An 18,199-nucleotide genomic window follows, 5' to 3' on the forward strand; every position below is an offset into this window, starting at 1 on the left:
TTAATTTCCTTTTATGGCATCACCACGTTCCTTCAACACTCTTTTTGTGCCCTCAGTATTCCAGCTAGGCTTAAAAAGTTGCATTAAGGAGAGTGTAATTACAATAGTAGTTGCAAAGCCACCTATCGCCACTGTAAAGAGCGTAACCCCTAGACTGGCTGTACCACTCCACGGCCCTACAAGGTTCTCAAGAAAATCTGGAGCGAGATTACCCGCATAGATTCCAAAGAACAAGGTAAATATAAGCGTTGCCACAAATCCAGCTACAAGACCGGCACTAAAACCATCGCCGTACTGAAAGGCATCACCTTTCTTAATCTTAGTATATTTTACAACCTCGTATAGTCCAAAACCCGTAATTACTCCGTTAAATAAGCTAAACAATGGGTTTGTATGCCACCCAAAAAGAGCAATAATCAGGAAATAAGCTATAAGAGAGCCACTAATTGCAATCGCAAAGCGTATAGGAAGAATAAATTTTGACATAATTGGTTTTTTAGAACATTAATTTAATCAATATGAGCGAATAAAAATTAAAACTTATGTTAAATGGTTTCTGCCGCTTTCGCGAAAGCGTAATCCAAAACAAAAAACGCACCCAGCCGAAACCGAATGCGTTTAGAAAATGGGGGGAATTCTATTTATGCTGCTTCCTGCAGTTCCATTGCTTCTGGATCCTTATCCTTACCGCCACGAAGTCTGATTTTAATTTTATATACTATTAAAAATAATAATGGCACCACCACCAGAGTTAAGAATGTAGCCACTATAAGACCATAAATCACGGCCCAAGCAAGTGGTCCCCAGAAAATTACGTTATCTCCACCTACATAGAATTTTGGATCAAACTCTGCAAACAGCGAGAAGAAATCTATATTAATTCCTATTGCGAGCGGTATGAGCCCAAGTACCGTTGTAATTGCCGTAAGCAATACAGGACGTAATCTTGCACGGCCGCCCTTTACAATAAGCTCAGTTACCTGCTCTTTACTCAACAATGCGTTGTCTTCTAAATCCAGTTCAACAATTTTTCTATCTATGAGGAGCTGGGTGTAGTCCAGAAGTACCACGCCATTGTTTACCACGATACCGGCTAGAGAGATAATTCCCATCATAGACATAATAATAACGAATGAAGATCCTGTAACGAGTATACCTCCAAAGACACCTATAAAACTTAGAAAAATCGCAATCATAATCATCATAGGTTTAGAAATAGAGCCAAATTGGAAAATTAAAATCAAGAAAATTAATCCCAATCCTCCAAAAAATGCACTCATTAAAAATGCCATCTCCTTGTTCTGCTCTTCTATCTGCCCAGTGTAATCTATGTTTACCGTTTGTGGTTTCCCGTCAAAACTGAGCATTGCTTTCTGGATATTTTCTACCACTGCCGCAGCATCTGTATACCCTGGAGACAATCCTGAATACACCGTCACCACACGTTTTGTATCTCTGTGTTTAATGGCACTAAAGGAGGAGCTATTCTGTCTTTTTGCCACAGCAGAAACAGGAATCTCCCTTATCTGCCCAGTAGCCGGATCCCTAAAGGTAATGTTCTGGTCAAAAAGTGCCGATGTATTATAACGATCATCCCCTTCAAAACGCACGTTAATATCGTAGTCCTCTCCATCTTCTTTATAAATACCAGCTTTTTCTCCAAACAAAGCACGACGCAATTGATTACCTACTTGCCCAGCAGACACCCCAAGTGCTCCCGCCTTCTCACGATCTACCACAACTTGCATTGCGGGTTTCCCACGGTTTACGTCTATTTTAAGCTCTTCTATTCCAGCAATGTTTTTCTCGTTTATAAAACGGCGCATTTGCTCTGCGGTTGCGATGAGTTCCTCATAGTCAGGACCTTCTAACTCTATATTTATAGGGTAACCTATCGGGGGACCTACCGCATCCTTCTCAACAGAAATTGCCAAGCCTGGATACACATCTCTCAGCTCATCCTGTACCTTTTCCCGTAACACTTCCGAGTCTTCCCCCTGACGAAATTTGTACTCCCGCATTGTTGCCGTGATTTTTGAACGGTGAGGCATTTCGGCGGCATTACCACCGTCTGTTTGTGGATTTCCAGAACCCTCTCCCACTTGAGACACGGCAGACTCTACGAGGAAGTTCCTCCCTCCATCTGTCGTATATTGATCTGCATTGAGCACGTCATACATACGTTGCTCGATATCCTTTGTTACAGCATTTGTTCGAGCAATATCTGTTCCTTCAGGATATTCTATGTAGACGATGATCTGATTTGGCGTGTTATCTGGAAAGAACTCAATGGCTGTTCTCTTTGCTCCTACCGAAGCTCCAAAGCCCATGAAAATCAGAATAAGCAATAAGAATGTCGCTCCCACCAAGAGACTAGGCTTGCGACCACTAAGCGCCCATTTTAAAAAGTTTTGATATTTATTCTCTAACCAAACTAGCGTATTTCTTTGGAAATAATCTGCAGCGCCTTTGATTCCATACTTATATAACCAAAATAATATTGCAGTAAATATCATTACTGATCCAAGACCTCTCACAGCTCCTCCAAAGAATAAAATCAAAAGTCCAATGGGAATTAAGATAAGGGTGAGACGGATGAGCCCTTTTCGCGAAAGCGTTTTCTCCTCCACATCCATAAACTTACTTACGAGCATAGAGTTGATAAAAATAGCGACAAATAACGATGACCCCAGTACTACAGATAGTGTAATCGGGAAATAGATCATAAACTGCCCCATAATTCCAGGCCACATTCCTAATGGAACGAAGGCTGCAACGGTGGTAAGTGTAGAAATTATGATAGGAAATGCGATTTCTCCTATCCCTTTTTTAGCAGCTTCGATGCGCGACATTCCTTCCTCATCCATAAGACGGTACACGTTCTCTACCACCACAATACCATTGTCCACCAGCATTCCTAATCCCATAATCAAGGCAAAGAGAATCATCGTGTTCATTGTGTACCCCAAAGCATCCAGAATCATAAAGGACATAAACATAGACATCGGGATCGCAAATCCTACAAAAAGCGCATTTCTAAATCCTAAGAAAAACGTAAGTACGCCCACTACCAGAATAATCCCAAAAATGATGTTATTCACAAGGTCGTTTACCTGATTTACAGTTTTCTCAGACTGATCATTTGCCGTAGTAACATTTACATCTGGAGGAAAAACATTTGCCGTGGCATCCTCTATAATGGTGTTGATTTTTTCAACGGCATCCACCATATTTTTTCCCGAGCGCTTCTTGACCTCAAGCATTACCACGTTTTCTCCCCACTCACGAGCATACGTCGTTTTGTCTTCTTCCTTAAAAGTGACATCTGCAATATCACGTAGGTATACTGCTCCTCCCTGAGACTTTACAATAAAGTTTTCAAGTTCACTTGGCTTTTCTATTTCGCCCAGAATACGGATGGTACGGCGTTGCCCGCTGGTAATTAAATTCCCGGCAGACATTGTCATATTCCCTCCTCTTATGGAATTGAGCACATCGTCAAAACTTACCTGAGCGGCCATCATCTTTGTAACGTCTACGGCCACCTCAACTTCTCTGTCCTGCGCACCGCGTATGGAGGCTTCTTTGATCTCTTTAAGATCTTCTATCTCGTCCTGTAAATACTCTGCAAACTCTTTAAGCTGTGTAACTTGATAATTCCCCTTAATGTTTACACTAAGTATTGGGGTTTCCTCAGATATGGAAAGGTCAAAAACATTTGGCTCTACTTTTACACCATTAGAGGTGGGCCAGTCTTCATTAGATGTTTCTTGATCTACCTCATCTTTTACTTTAGTTTTTGCTTCCTCAACGGTCATATCCTCGTCAAACTCGACCGTGATGAGTGCGTAGTTTTCCTGAGCGGTAGATAAAATTTCTACTTGTCCAGTAAGATTTTTAAGCCTATCCTCTAGCGGGTCTACAATGAGTTTTTCTACATCTTCGGCGGTGTTTCCTGGGTATGGGGCAGAGATGTAAATCTTAGTCTCATTAATTTCTGGAAAACTCTCACGGGGCATCGAGTAATATGCCATCCCTCCAAAAACCAGAAGGATTGCCATAATCACCCAAATCACCGTAGGATTATCTATGGCCCAGCTAGACAAAGCAAACTCCTTATCTACCTGTTTTTTCTTCTTATTATTTTTATTTTCAGCCATTGATCTAGTTATTTAAGATTCTGATATTCTGTTCGTTTTGCACACTTCTTGCGCCTTCCACGATGATTTCATCGCCTACTTTGAGGCCTTCTAGAATTTCGACCATATCGCCTTGTGCCCTCCCTGTCTGTACGATAACACGTTTTGCTATTTTTTCGTTGTCCGCTTTCGCGAAAGCGGTATACACATATTGGTCACCCTCTGCGTTTTCAGAAATCACACTAAGTGGAACCAAAATCGCGTTCTCACTAGTGTAATCGTTTATTTTGAGCTGGGCTGTGAGATTGGGCTTTATCTCACCATCTTTATTAGGCACGTCTACCTCGATGGTAAATGTCCTGTTGGTCGGATTTATAAAACTGCTGGTTTCTCTCACCTTTGCATCTACTGATTTGTTAAGCACAGGGAAATCCACTTTTACCGTTTTTCCTTCTCTCACCGTAGATAAATAACTCTCTGGCACAGATGCCTTTATGTACATATCCGAAAGGTTTACCAGTCTAAACAACTGTGTCCCCGGCATCACGGCGCTCCCCTGCTCCGTAATCACCTGGTCTATTTTTCCCGAGAACGGCGCATTTACCGTCGTTTTCCCCAGCTGTGCCTTGAGCTGATTTACAGCCGTGACGGAACCTTCATAATTTGCTTTAGCATTAAGGTACTGCATTTCCGAACCTATTTTCTGGTCCCAAAGACGTTGCTGACGCTCGAAAGTAGTTTTGGCTAATTGAGATTGCACCTCCAACTGTGCCAGTTGACTACTCAGTCCTCCGTCGTCTATCCGGGCGAGAATCTGTCCCTTCCGCACTTGATCGCCTTCCTTTACAAAGGCTCTAGTGATTACCCCTCCATACTCTGCCGAAACAATAACATTCTGACTCGTTTCTACGTTTCCTTGAATCTCAAGAAAGTGATTAAAGAGCGTATCCTTTACTTTCATCGTAGAAACCAATGGACCACCTTTCTTTACTGCCTGTTTGTCCAGCGCTTTGTCTAATTTATTCATTTTAGATTGTTGCTGAGTGATTTCATTTTGAAGCTTTTCACGTTCCGCTTTTATCGCTTCTATATCTCCAGAAGCCACAAGGGCGTCCACATCTACAGGTTTTTCACCGCAAGATGCGAGAGTGACTAGGATGATGGCAAGGGTTATGTATTTTTTCATATCTATTTAATTTCGGCGAAGGCGGAAATCTCGTTCCGCATTTGCTATTGTTGTTGATTAGTTCGTTTATATAGTTTAAGAGTTTATACGTTTAGAAGTTTAGAGGTGACTTCCTATTTGTGATTTATACAGACCGTCCAGCATCGCTGTTGTTTCTGTAATCTCCCGTCTTATTTCTTTATAGTTTTCTAAACTTAAAAATTCCAAATCATTTGAGATAATAGCCTGATTGAGCAACTCTAAAGCCGAACCATAGGCTATTTCAGTAAAACGGGCTTTGTCCTTAGGAGAATGTCTTCCAGTACCCTCAGCAATATTTGAAGATATTGAAATAGAACATCTGCGCATCTGACTCGTAAGCCCAAACTTTTCTTCAGCGGGAAACTGAGCCGTACTTTTATAAATTTTAATGGAAAGCTTCCTCGACTTTTGCCAAACATTCAACTTTTCAAAACTAAAAATCTTCATATTCTTAATGTTTTAAGATTTGCGGGCTCTCCTAAACTCCTAAACTCATAAACACTTCAACGGCTAAACTATTTACCTTTTTTCCCTTAAATCCGGCGTATTGAGAATAGTTTCAAGCTCGGCCTTGGTCGTTATAATCTGAAGCATCGATTGGATTAACTCCTGTTGAACTGTGTATAATTGAGTTTGAGCTTGACGTAGGTCAAAACTTGTACTTAATCCTTCTTTAAATTTTATTTGATTCTTGTTTTCTATACGCTCAGCAAGTGATAAGTTTTTCTGAGCGGTATTATAATTGTCTATAGCGAGCTCGTGGTCACTTTTTGCAGATGCGTAACCTAATAAAATCTGTTGCTCTGTCTCCTTTTGTTGCGTAAGAGATTGATCTAAGGCAATTTTTGCCTTAGCTGTTCTGGCATTTCTCATACCAGAACTGAAAATAGGCACATTGAGCGTAAAACCAGTAATGGACTGTGCAAACCATCGTTCTTGCGTGTCAAAAAAGTTAAACTCATTACGTCCCGCAAACGTTCCTACATTTATAAATCCTGCTAGACTTGGTAAAGCCTTACTTTTTTCAAGTTTTAATTCTAGCTCACGTTGCTCTGTAAGGTTTGTGGCAATTTTAAAATCCACATTTTGCTCCATATTTACAGAATCATTGAGCAATCCTAAGGCAGGGGTTGCAAGGTCATCCAGTTGTTGTACGAGCGTCACGGGGGTGTTTATGTCCAGTCCCAGGGCTAGATTGAACATCTGTTTTGCAATCTGCTCCATACGCACGGTATTATTGCGCTGATTTTCTAAGGATGAGAGCGTGATTTGAAGTTGCTCCACATCCTCCTCCTCAGCAAAACCGTTTTCAAAAATAGCTCTGGTTTCTCTCAGGTTTTCTTTGAGCGTGTTGATGTTACTATCTAAAATTTTGATGCTTTCTTGGGTAAGTAAAACGCTACCATAAGCATTTATAACGCCTTTGCGCACTTCAAGTTGGGTCTTTTCATTTGCGTTTTCAGAGAATTCCAGAAATGTTTTGGCCGCCTGCAAACCTACAAGATAAGAACCATCAAAAATGAGCTGACTCAAGGTAGCAACAGCCGTAGCATTGTGCTTTGTCCCAAAAACTACAGGTACAAAAGTTCCCGGAGGACCTCCGGTAAACTCCGCTGGAATTAATTGTGTGGGCTGTACAATCTGATAATTATAATCTAAAGTTCCATTGATTTGTGGTAGTCCCGTGGCGGTGGTTTCCCATTTCTGTTTGATTGCTTTTGCAATATCCCTTCTTGCGTTTATGGCAGTATAATTACTGTCCAGCGCGTAGGTCACGGCTTCCTCTAGGGTAAAGGTTTTTGGGGTTTGCGCTTTCGCGAAAGCGGAAACCAAAACAAGTATAAGTATAATGAAATGCTTCATTTATTCGTGGTTTGATTGGATAAGTTGGTTGAGTATTTTTCTTCCTTTTGGGGTAACAATGCCTCGTATGTGGTATTCTAAGTACATATCATATAAATCCTTAGGCTGAAATTCTGACTGCGGAAAAATAGAAGCATCCTTTATTCCCGTCATTCCCGTAAAGTAAATACGAGAAACAAACTGAACGTTGATGTCATTTATAAAAAGTCCCTGCTCAATTCCTCGCTCTAGATTGTCAGTCACACAGGTTTGCATATAGTCATACTGGCCCCTGCGCATCGTCTGGTGGATTTTAGGATAATATTTCTGGAGTTGATACATAGGCGAAGTTTGCTCTCCCTTAAGGTGTTCAAGTACGTATCGTTTAATATCGTACAATTCCTCAATTGGGTTATTCTTTTTGGCGCAAATAGCGTCGATACCTCCGCAAATAGATGTGAACAAATGAGCAGCACTAGCTTCTACTACCGCTTCTTTGTTGTTGTAATAGGTGTAAATAGTCTTTTTAGACATCCCCATCTCACGGGCAATATCGTCCATTGTAATGCTCTTAAATCCTTGATTTAAAAACAGTTCTGTAGCCGTATGTAAAATGGTCTCTTTCATAAAATTCGAGCACAAATGTAGTATGGAAACTTTAAAAACGATAAAAGTTTCCGTAGTTTTCACAATTTTTTAACTTTTAGGAAGATTCGGGTTGTTGCGGATTACGCTTTCGCGAACCTGCCTGCCGGCAGGCAGGAGCGTACAAATATTCAAAAAAAGGGGCTATTTAATTAGTTGCCAGAACACCTTCGAAACGGCGGAAGGAAATAGGATTTTTAAGCAACGTCCAGGCAACATCCTTAGGGTAATGTGTGAGGATAAAATCCTGTGGACGCGTACGGTACCAGAAGGTATCTGGCATCCCGTTTTTACCAAAACTTGTCGCCCAGGTGATATCCAGCAGTTCCCAGTTGCCGTTGAGCTTAACAGCGTTCCAGGTATGGTGTACCTGATTTCTGACGGTATTAGAAGGAACGGTCTTTTTTGTAAATCCGTCGATAACCGAAGCTTCTATGCCAACCTCCCGACATAGTGCTTGGAATAGATAAGCATACCCCGCACAAACTGTTTTCTTGCGCTCGAGGGCTTTCTTTATCAATTTGTCTTTTGACCTGAAATACTCCTCTTGCAATTTTGGGTTGTATCGTAGATCGCTGTCATAATCGATGTTTGTGGCAATCCACGTAAAAATGGCTCGAGATTTCTGAGTGTCAGTAGTTGTATTTCTGGTAATCTGGTTTGCCAAAGTCTTTAGACTTGAAGTCTTTTTTTCCTTTGGCAAATGATTAATGATCACTCTAGAGCGCTGGGCTACAAGTTGCTGTGTGCTCCCTAAAAGTAGTCCGAAAGCAAAAAGTAAAAATAAGAGTTGTTTACGCATCCTAACTAGAAACGGTAGAATGGAAAGAATATTGAATGTTCTTAATTACTCTTTAATTACAAGCTTATCTGTTGCGAGATATCCATTGTCTTTATTGTAGTACCAAGCGCGGTCCTTTGGAAATTTTATTTGGTTTATGACAACCTCATCTGTAAGTAAAATATACTCTCCCGTTTTCTCATCAGTACCTTTAAAGAATTGATACACTTCCATCGCATAGGTTTCAGGATTGAAATAAAATTGCCAAATGTCAGAACCCACCGCTTCATCATACGTCGCGCGTAACTTCAAATATTCTTTTCCTTTAAAAGTTACTTTTTGAACTTCCGAGTTTATGTTTGTCCCAGGATCTTTCAACTTCATAGGTAAACCGTACAAATATGTATAGTAATTTTTGAACATTACTGTAAGCTCACATTCACTAGCTGCCACCGTTGTTTCGGTAATCGTTTCATCTTCATTTGAGAAGCGACAGGAGTTGCCTGTTATTTCGCGAAAGCTGGTTTTGCCACCTTGATTCGTACTAAGATTAAAGTACTGATTAGGCAAATCAATAGTTATGATGCTTTCTCGGTCAGGCTTTCCTGGCATTTCCATATTGATTAGAAACTCTCCCTTAAAGGTATCCCAAGTTCCATAAGGGTCGTGATAAGCAATTGCTTTTTCTAAGAGCTCAGCGCCAGTAAAGTTTTGAGCGCTTGTAGTAAGCACAATAAATAAGCATAAGATTGTAAGTCGCATCTTTATATTTTGAGCAAAAGATACTTAAAAACGGTCAGATGGTTTTTCGTTTTTAGGATTTACAAATAGACTTACGAGTAAGAAAGTGGCAACGCCAACATCTACAGCATTCCAGATAAATCTTCCCAAAGAGAGCTTCACAAAGGGTTGAAACGTTATTGCTAGCAAAACATAAATCAAAGCCATCCTTTTATAACCCGACTCATTACTATCAAATGCTAAAACAACAAAAACCATAAATGCGATATATCGCACGAGCTGATAGTATCCATAGGGCATATCTAGTAGACAAAGGAGCAATGCTATTGCTAAAATGACTTTTAAAATTGGAGCTATTTTGGGTTTCATAAGTTGATTTTAATTCTTTCCTATAAGTGCTAAAATCAAACCTACTGCTCTAAATAAAAAATCCCTTACGGGTTTCCGTAAGGGATAAGTTTTTTCAGCCTATATTTTTAAGTTCCACTCGGGAAGTTCGTGATTTTGGGCTTTCTAATTCAACTTAAAATGGACATTACTCACTTCTAGTGCATCCAGTAATTCTTGACAGATATTTACCTTCTGACGTTTACTAGGCATTCTCACGTATAGTTTCTCAGTAGGCTCAAATACTTGAAAATGGAGTTTTCCGTCGCCTTTATGTAGTTCTAGGATATTTTTAATTTCCTCCACTCTTTCCTCGGCAAGTTCATTTATGTCTATGTTTATGGTCAACTTTTTTGCGTGCTTCTCCATCACATCCTGTAACAACTCGATGCTGTTAAACTGCGTCCTTGGGTCACTCTTGCGACCGGTTTCCCTGTTTGTGTAACCGTCTTTTATGAACACTTTTGCGTGAATAAAGCTGTTTGGAATAAGGAAGTGACGGTTTTTTAAATATTCCTCGCCAAACATTCTAAACTCAAATGTATCTGTAAAATCCTCTACCGTAAAAAGAGCCCAGCCCTTTCCATTTTTTGAAACACGGTGTTGCACATCTGTTATAACACCGCCAAAGGTGAGCTCCCTATTTACAAAAGCTTCCATCTGATTAAAATGAGCCACCGTCGCATTGCAAAAGGTTTTCATCTCGGTCTTAAAATCATCCAGCGGATGACCAGAGATATAAACTCCCACGACTTCTTTTTCTCGGCGTAGTTTTTCCATAGTACCCCATTCCTCGCAAGGCGGTACTTCTGGCTCGGGAATTTGCACTTCGCTCGATTCCCCAAAAAGGCTCACCTGCGCACTATTTTCATTTTCTTGAAAACGAGCTCCATATTTTACTGCCTTTTCTAAAAAGGTAATCCCGTCACCGTCGTGGTTGAGAAACTGCGCTCTATGCTCGCTCCCCTCAAGTTCATCAAAACCTCCAGCTAGTGCAAGGCTCTCAAAGGCCTTCTTGTTTGCAGCTCTTAAATCAACTCTTCTCGCAAAGTCAAAAACAGATTTGTACTTTGCATCTTTCCTATTTTCAACAATTGTAGCAACTGCTCCAGTTCCGACACCTTTTACAGCTCCCATCCCAAAGCGGATAGCGCCGTTTTCATTTACTGTAAACTTTCTAAAAGATTCATTTACGTCAGGACCCAATACTTCAAGACCCATACGTTTTGCTTCTTCCATAAAGAACGTTACCTGCTTGATGTCGTTCATATTATTTGAGAGGACAGCTGCAAGATATTCTGCAGGATAATGTGCTTTTAAATATGCGGTTTGATACGCAATCCACGCATAACAAGTGGAGTGCGATTTATTAAATGCATATGCTGCAAAAGCTTCCCAATCCTTCCAGATTTTCTCTAGTTTTTCTGCATCGTGACCTTTGGCGGAAGCCTGCTCAATAAACTTAGGCTTCATTTTATCCAGAACGGCAATCTGTTTTTTACCCATCGCCTTACGCAGGACATCTGCCTCACCTTTAGTAAAGTCGGCGAGCTTTTGTGACAGGAGCATTACTTGCTCTTGGTACACTGTGATTCCGTAAGTTTCCTTGAGATACTCTTCCATTGCAGGAAGGTCATACTCGATTTCCTCTTCACCGTGTTTCCTGCGAACGAATGATGGAATATATTCCATAGGTCCTGGACGGTATAGCGCGTTCATTGCAATAAGATCTTCAAAAACCGTAGGCTTAAGAGACTGCATATGTTTCTGCATTCCTGGCGATTCATATTGAAATATCCCTACTGTATCTCCGCGCTGGAATAACTCGTATGTTTTCTCATCATCTAGTGGAAAATTCTCTGGATCCAGATCTATATCGTGTCTGTACTTTACAAGTTTTACGGTATCCTTAATCAATGTAAGGGTCTTAAGACCCAAAAAGTCCATTTTTAAGAGACCCGCCTCTTCTACCACGGAGTTATCAAACTGCGTGACATATAAATCAGAATCCTTTGCCAGTGCTACTGGAACATAGTTCGTAATATCACTAGGTGTGATTATCACTCCACAGGCGTGTATCCCCGTATTACGTACAGAACCTTCTAACTGGCGCGCCTGGCGCAACATTTGACCTTCCAGATTGTCTGCTTGTTCAAGAGTTATCAGCTCCTGAACTTTAGGTAAATCATCTGACCTAAAAGCGCTGCGCAACTCTGCATCTGTCTTGCCAAAAATCTTTCTGAGCTTACTCATCGTCGGGATGAGTTTTGCTATTCTATCTGCATCACCCAGTGATAAATCTAGGGCTCGTGAAGTATCTCTAATGGATGACTTAGCCGCCATCGTACCGTAGGTAATGATCTGAGCAACCTGATTTGCACCATACTTTTCGATTACATAATCCATCACACGACTACGCCCTTCATCATCAAAGTCAATATCAATATCGGGCATACTCACACGATCCGGATTTAAGAATCTCTCAAAAAGCAAGTCATACTTGAGCGGGTCGATATTTGTAATCCATAAACAGTATGCTGCCACAGACCCCGCTGCAGACCCACGTCCAGGACCTACAGATACATCCATATTTCGAGCCTCTCGTATAAAATCTTCGACAATCAAGAAATAGCCGGGATACCCTGTTTTCTCAATTACATCCAGCTCAAAGTCCAGACGCTCTGTGACTTCTTGAGATAATTCTTCGCCATAACGTTTTTTTGCTCCTTCATATACAAGGTGTCTTAGGTAGGCGTTTTCTCCCCGTTTTCCGCCATGTACGGCATCTTCTGGAGACACAAATTCTTGTGGAATATCAAAAGCTGGTAGCAGTACATCCCTCGCGAGTTCGTAGGATTCTACTTTATCAATTACTTCTTGCACATTGAGAATTGCCTCCGGCACATCTGCAAAGAGGGTTTTCATTTCCTCAGCGCTCTTGAAGTAATATTCATCATTAGGCAAGCCATAACGATAGCCTCGACCTCGTCCTTTAGGCGTAGCAACTTTTTCTCCATCTTTCACACAAAGTAGTACATCGTGCGCATCTGCATCTGACTTGTCTATGTAAAAGGTATTATTTGTAGCGATGAGTTTAATATTATGCTTTCGCGAAAGCGTAATAAGCACCGGCATTACCCTGTCCTCATCTTCTTGACCGTGTCGCATCAACTCGACGTACAAATCATCGCCAAACTGTTCTTTCCACCAAATGAGTGCCTCCTCGGCTTGATTTTCTCCTACGTTTAAGATTTTACTGGGTACTTCTCCGTAAAGGTTTCCCGTGAGTACAATGAGATCTTCCTTATATTTTTCGACCACCGCTCTGTCTATTCTAGGGACGTAATAAAATCCTTCTGTGTAGGCAATGGATGCCATTTTACAGAGGTTCTGGTAGCCGTTTTTATTTTTGGCGAGGATCACTATTTGATAACCGTTGTCCTTTTGGCTCTTGTTCGTATGGTCATTACAGACGTTGAACTCACAGCCTATGATGGCCTTCATAGGTACGTGCTCTTCGGCTTCTCCTGCTTCGGCGAGTTTTGCGTTTTCCGCTTTCGCGAAAGCGTTATGACTTTTTACCGCCTTTGTAAAATGAAAAGCGCCCATCATATTTGCCATATCTGTCATCGCAACGGCTGGCATTTTATGAGATGCTGCAGCCTTTACAATATCCTGAACGCTAGCGGTAGACTGGAGGATGGAGAATTGGGAATGGTTGTGCAGGTGTGCAAATTTAACCTCCGAGAGTTGCTCTTTATTCTCTTGGATCTCAGCTTTTGAAATTTCTGGAGTTTCATCTTGAGCTGCAAGTGACTTGGCTATTTTCTGCGAAGCCTTTTTGAGATTAATATGCTTAAGCCCTATAAACTCAATAGGTTGCGGATTTGCCTCAGAAAAATTCTCAAAATAATCTGGCTGTACATCCAGCTCTTCCTTTGTAAAAACTCGCTGGCGAACAAGCTCTAAGAAACAACGTGTTGTCGCCTCAACATCTGCCGTGGCGTTATGCGCCTCTCCAAAACCTTCACCAAAAAGGTGTTTGTGCAATTCTGTAAGCGTGGGCAGTTTAAACTTCCCTCCACGACCTCCTGGAATCTGGCAGAGTGTTGCCGTTTTTTCTGTACAGGTATCTAGTACAGGCATTTCCTGTAGGTTATTCCCTATACTAAGCCTATGGAACTCGGCACCCATAATGTTTAAGTCAAAACCTACATTTTGCCCGACCACAAACTTAGACTTTGAAAGTGCAATGTTGAATTTTTCTAGCACTTCTGACAAGGAGACTCCCTCCTTCTCTGCCAGTGCAGTAGAGATACCGTGAATACGCTCTGCATCATAGGGAATATCAAAACCGTCTGGCTTTACAAGATAGTCCTGATGCTCGATTACATTCCCCATGGCATCGTGCAACTGCCAGGCAATCTGTATACAGCGAGGCCAGTTGTCAGAGTCAGTTAATGGGGCATTCCAATTCTTGGGAAGTCCAGTAGTTTCGGTGTCAAAAATGAGGTACATAGGCGTGTCGTGCAAGAAAGGAAAATTACTAAAAACTACAGGTTTTTGGGTCTTTAATAAGTTATGACTTATCAAGTTTTATGCACAAAAAAAAACCAACCAATTTGGCTGGATTTTCTAATTCGTTTTAAAAAATAGGACTTATGCCCACTCTTCTAATGATTTTACATTATTTAACGCATTCTGAACACTGTCACGCTCTTTTGTAATAAGATTTGCCGTAGACGGTGGTAAACTAGTTTCAGATAATACTTCGTTGTATTCGGCCACAGCCGCTTTTTCCCCTCGTATTGCTTCTTCTAAAACAGCCTCATCCTTATCTGAAGAGAATGCCGTTTTAATATCAATCCAAGTTCTGTGTGCGTCTCCAGTAAAACTTGTTCCTTTTTCTGGCTCTTGACCAAAACTCTTAATCTCAGATTTTAACTCGTGTCCGAAATCGTAGCGCTCCTTTGCTCTTTGATTAAAGAAATTTTTTAACTTAGGGTTAGATACTTTTTCAGCTGCTTGTTTATAGCCAGCTTCAGCATCATAATTCTTAGTTAGTAAGTCATTTAATCTATTTGATACTTTTTCTGTATAACTCATAATATGTGATGTTTTGGTTAATAATACCCTAAAGATACATTCACATAGACCTGCAAACGAGTTGTTTAACTAGGTTTAACCTAATCGACGAAATATTAGCTTTAATTAACCTAAAGCCGTGTTAAGTCTCTTAAAACCATTAACTAAAAAAGCACCCCGAGTAGGAGTGCTTCTGTTATTGTTTCCGCTTTCCGCGAGACAAGCTCAGGATGAATCGCGCAAGTGGTATCCATTAATAGTTCAATGTAAATCTACCTTCAGTCACAGAAAAGTCTCCTGTTTCAAAACTAAACTCACCCATAATTACGCTGTTCTCTGTATCATTCGAAATGATATTTAAAGTTCCAGATTGAGATGGATAATCTGTATCCATCACGCGGTAAACACCTACAAATGCACCGGTAGATGCAAATTCATACATTCCCGCACCCGTATTAGAGGGAAAAACAAGCCTAATAGATGCATTAGATGATTCTCCAACCAGCGAAAGATTTCCACCAGAAACTGCGGCTGCGGTAACAGTTGGATTAAAAATGACTGTATTAACACGTGCGGAAAAACTATCTTCAACCGCATCTGGGTCATTAGGATCATCTACCACTGGACCTGCAATGGGTACTTCATATAAAACACCTTCGCTAAAAACCCTAGTACCTAGAACACCAGAAAAGGTAGTTAAATTAAATGTTCCTGATACCGTATTATTATTTATTGATAATCGAGTCAATCCAGAACCGTTTGGAGAGGTTGAAAATACTCTACCGTCAGAATTTTCAAAGGCCGCAACATTAGTACAACATTCACCAAAACCCTGGGCCCCTGTAGTTTCTCTCATGAGTAAGGTAAGAGTCTCTAAGTCTGTAATTCCACGTATGAGTAAGTCACCGTCATCTGTGAATAAAGCCCGAACATCTGTTGCCTTAAAAAACAATGAGTCATTCACTCTAGCTTGCATTGCCGGTGTATTATCTTCTATTTCAGAGCTACAAGAGGCAAGTAGCATAAGTGCCACAATGGGCAATAGTAGTAATTGTTTCATAGTAACATAAATAGGTAAGGGACAAATGTACTGTAAAAAACTAAATAACGTATTGGAACGTACTAAATTGTATTATCTTTGCACTCTTAATTAAAAACAGGGGTCGGGTACCCCACAAATTTAACATTATGCCAGTTAAAATTAGATTACAAAGACACGGTAAGAAAGGAAAACCTTTTTACTGGATCGTAGCAGCAGACGCTCGCGCAAAAAGAGATGGTAAATTTCTAGAGAAATTAGGTGTTTACAATCCTAACACAAACCCAGCTACTATCGAGCTAGATGTAGACGGGTCTGTGACATGGTTACAAAATGGAGCGCAGCCTACAGAAACTGCAAAACGTCTTTTATCTTACAAAGGAGCAATGCTTAAGAACCACCTTGCAGGAGGGGTTCGCAAGGGAGCGCTTACTGAGGAGCAAGCAGAAGAAAAATTCAACGCTTGGTTAGAAGAAAAAGCAAACAAAGTAGCGTCTAAGAAAGGTGATCTTTCTAAAGCAGAAGAAAAAGCAAAAGCAGATGCTCTTGCAGCAGAAAAAGCAACAAATGAAGCTCGTATCGCTGCAAACCAGCCTGAGCCAGAAGTTGTGGCAGATGCTGAGGATGCACCAGGTGCAGACGCTGAGACTCCAGCAGGAGACTCAGAAGAGTAAAATTCCAAAAGTATATATTTACGCTTTCGCGAAAATGTTATCAGAAACGTCTCAATTTTTATAAATTGAGACGTCTTCTTTTTAAACCGAATACACAATGAAAAAGGAGGATTGTTTTTATTTAGGAAAGATCGTACGCAAATACAGTTTTAAGGGCGAATTACTGGCAAAATTGGAAACTGACGAACCAGAAACTTACATAAATCTAGATTCTGTTTTTGTAGAATATGGACCCAATCTTGTTCCCTTTTTCCTAGAATCTTCCCAGCTACACAAGTCAGCATTATTGCGTTTTAAATTTGAGGATGTAGATACTGAAGAAGATGCAGACGACCTCATAGGAGCAGATTTATACCTGCCGCTCACGATGCTTCCTGAGCTTACGGGAGATAAATTTTATTTTCACGAGATAATTGGTTTTACCGCTGTAGACGCAAACTTTGGCGCAATAGGAGAAATTACTAGTGTAAATGACACTACCGCACAGGCCATTTTTGAAATAGACCGCAACGGAAGCCAAGTACTTATCCCAATGATAGATGACTTTATTAAAAAAGTAGATCGAGATAAGAAGGAAATACATCTAGAGGTGCCTGAAGGACTAATTGAGCTTTATCTCTAGTCGGTAGTCGGTAGTCGGTAGTCGGTAGTCGGTAGTCGGTAGTCGGTAGTCGGTAGTCGGTAGTCGGTAGTCGGTAGTCGAAAAAAATAAATCTCAAACTTGCTGTTTACGCTTTCGCGAAAGAAATTTTACGTTTTTTACACATCCAATCTTTTTTTTAATTTCCTAGTAATTAATGTCTAGCAAACCATTTCAATTCAAACAATTCTCTGTAGCGCAAGATCGCTGCGCGATGAAAATCGGTACTGACGGGGTATTGCTGGGCGCTTGGACAAACTTAAGCGACCACCCAAATTCTATTCTCGATATAGGAACAGGAACAGGAGTTATTGCACTTATGCTAGCACAGCATAGTGATGCTCAAACCATCGACGGGCTGGAACTGGATGACAATGCCTTTGAGCAGGCTGCTGGCAATTTTGAGAATAGTCCTTGGGGAGATAGACTATTTTGCTATCACGCACATCTATATGAATTTGCTACTGAGATTGATGACGAGTATGATCTGATTGTTTGTAATCCGCCGTTTTTTGACGAGCAACTTAGTGATGACTCCAAGAGATTGCTTCGCTTGCGCTCTCAATTAGATGGTGCTTCTGAAGAGGCGCGGGAGAACGCGAGATTTGAGGACGCAATGCCATTTGACTTATTAGTGGGTGCGGTGGCAAAACTCCTAGCTCCTGGCGGACAGTTTAATGTTATTTTACCTTACGACCGTGAAGAAAGTTTTATCGCTTTATGTGATCAAGTAAACTTACACCCTAGCCGGATCACACGAGTGAGGGGAACTACTTCTTCGGCAGTAAAACGAAGTTTGATGGAGTTTCGGTTTTTTGATGGGGAGAATGACCTGAGTGTGGTGGACGATAAAAGTGGCGATTTTCGCGAAAGCGCAATAAAAATAAGCGAACTCATTATCGAAAAATCCCGCCACAATTATACTGAAGACTATATCGCTCTGGTTAAAGACTTCTACCTTAAAATGTAGTGCGAATTTTATGACGAAGAAAACGTTTTCGTTACCTTTACAGTACTAA

Annotated in this window: 15 protein-coding genes; 3 read left to right on the forward strand and 12 right to left on the reverse strand. The window is 40.8% G+C overall.

Annotated features, from left to right (window positions below; genetic code table 11):
- From EAX61_RS09290 to EAX61_RS09345, 12 genes are all read right to left on the reverse strand, one after another.
- Window positions 1–486: a DUF4199 domain-containing protein gene (locus EAX61_RS09290; protein WP_121917415.1), complete on the reverse strand. Its 486-nt coding sequence runs from the start codon at window positions 484–486 to the stop codon at window positions 1–3.
- A gap of 155 nt (window positions 487–641) precedes the next feature.
- Window positions 642–4,160, reverse strand: coding sequence for an efflux RND transporter permease subunit (locus tag EAX61_RS09295; RefSeq protein WP_121917416.1), 3,519 nt, complete (start codon window positions 4,158–4,160; stop codon window positions 642–644).
- Window positions 4,161–4,164: 4 nt separating this feature from the next.
- A complete protein-coding gene (locus tag EAX61_RS09300) occupies window positions 4,165–5,325 on the reverse strand; it encodes an efflux RND transporter periplasmic adaptor subunit (RefSeq protein ID WP_121917417.1) in 1,161 nt (386 codons plus the stop codon).
- A 99-nt stretch (window positions 5,326–5,424) separates the two neighbouring features.
- Complete coding sequence (locus EAX61_RS09305) at window positions 5,425–5,793, reverse strand: four helix bundle protein (protein WP_121917418.1); 369 nt, start codon at window positions 5,791–5,793, stop codon at window positions 5,425–5,427.
- 72 nt (window positions 5,794–5,865) lie between these two features.
- Window positions 5,866–7,209, reverse strand: coding sequence for a TolC family protein (locus EAX61_RS09310; RefSeq protein WP_121917419.1), 1,344 nt, complete (start codon window positions 7,207–7,209; stop codon window positions 5,866–5,868).
- Window positions 7,210–7,815 (reverse strand): TetR/AcrR family transcriptional regulator, encoded by a 606-nt coding sequence (locus EAX61_RS09315; RefSeq protein WP_121917420.1) that lies wholly within the window; start codon window positions 7,813–7,815, stop codon window positions 7,210–7,212.
- A 166-nt stretch (window positions 7,816–7,981) separates the two neighbouring features.
- Window positions 7,982–8,635, reverse strand: coding sequence for a transglutaminase domain-containing protein (locus EAX61_RS09320; protein WP_121917421.1), 654 nt, complete (start codon window positions 8,633–8,635; stop codon window positions 7,982–7,984).
- Window positions 8,636–8,680: 45 nt separating this feature from the next.
- Window positions 8,681–9,376, reverse strand: a complete 696-nt coding sequence (locus tag EAX61_RS09325; protein WP_121917422.1) for a DUF6503 family protein — start codon at window positions 9,374–9,376, stop codon at window positions 8,681–8,683.
- A 24-nt stretch (window positions 9,377–9,400) separates the two neighbouring features.
- Complete coding sequence (locus EAX61_RS09330; RefSeq protein WP_121917423.1) at window positions 9,401–9,724, reverse strand: DUF6804 family protein; 324 nt, start codon at window positions 9,722–9,724, stop codon at window positions 9,401–9,403.
- Window positions 9,725–9,868: 144 nt separating this feature from the next.
- Entirely contained in the window at window positions 9,869–14,260 is a 4,392-nt protein-coding gene (gene dnaE, locus EAX61_RS09335) for a DNA polymerase III subunit alpha (protein WP_121917424.1), read from the reverse strand.
- A gap of 141 nt (window positions 14,261–14,401) precedes the next feature.
- Entirely contained in the window at window positions 14,402–14,848 is a 447-nt protein-coding gene (locus EAX61_RS09340) for a ferritin-like domain-containing protein (protein WP_121917425.1), read from the reverse strand.
- A gap of 232 nt (window positions 14,849–15,080) precedes the next feature.
- On the reverse strand, window positions 15,081–15,887 hold the full coding sequence (locus EAX61_RS09345; RefSeq protein WP_147448356.1) for a DUF6252 domain-containing protein: 807 nt from the start codon (window positions 15,885–15,887) through the stop codon (window positions 15,081–15,083).
- 128 nt (window positions 15,888–16,015) lie between these two features.
- Here EAX61_RS09345 and EAX61_RS09350 point away from each other — a divergent pair, with 128 nt between their 5' ends.
- From EAX61_RS09350 to EAX61_RS09360, 3 genes are all read left to right on the forward strand, one after another.
- Entirely contained in the window at window positions 16,016–16,540 is a 525-nt protein-coding gene (locus tag EAX61_RS09350) for a 30S ribosomal protein S16 (RefSeq protein WP_121917427.1), read from the forward strand.
- Window positions 16,541–16,637: 97 nt separating this feature from the next.
- Window positions 16,638–17,162 carry a ribosome maturation factor RimM gene (rimM, locus tag EAX61_RS09355; RefSeq protein WP_121917428.1) on the forward strand — a complete coding sequence of 175 codons (525 nt, stop codon included), beginning with the start codon at window positions 16,638–16,640 and terminating at the stop codon, window positions 17,160–17,162.
- Window positions 17,163–17,394: 232 nt separating this feature from the next.
- A complete protein-coding gene (locus EAX61_RS09360) occupies window positions 17,395–18,150 on the forward strand; it encodes a tRNA1(Val) (adenine(37)-N6)-methyltransferase (RefSeq protein WP_236642018.1) in 756 nt (251 codons plus the stop codon).
- Window positions 18,151–18,199 lie beyond the last annotated feature (49 nt).

Origin of the sequence: Dokdonia sinensis, assembly GCF_003688895.1 — a bacterium.
GTDB classification, from domain to species: Bacteria; Bacteroidota; Bacteroidia; order Flavobacteriales; family Flavobacteriaceae; genus Dokdonia; species Dokdonia sinensis.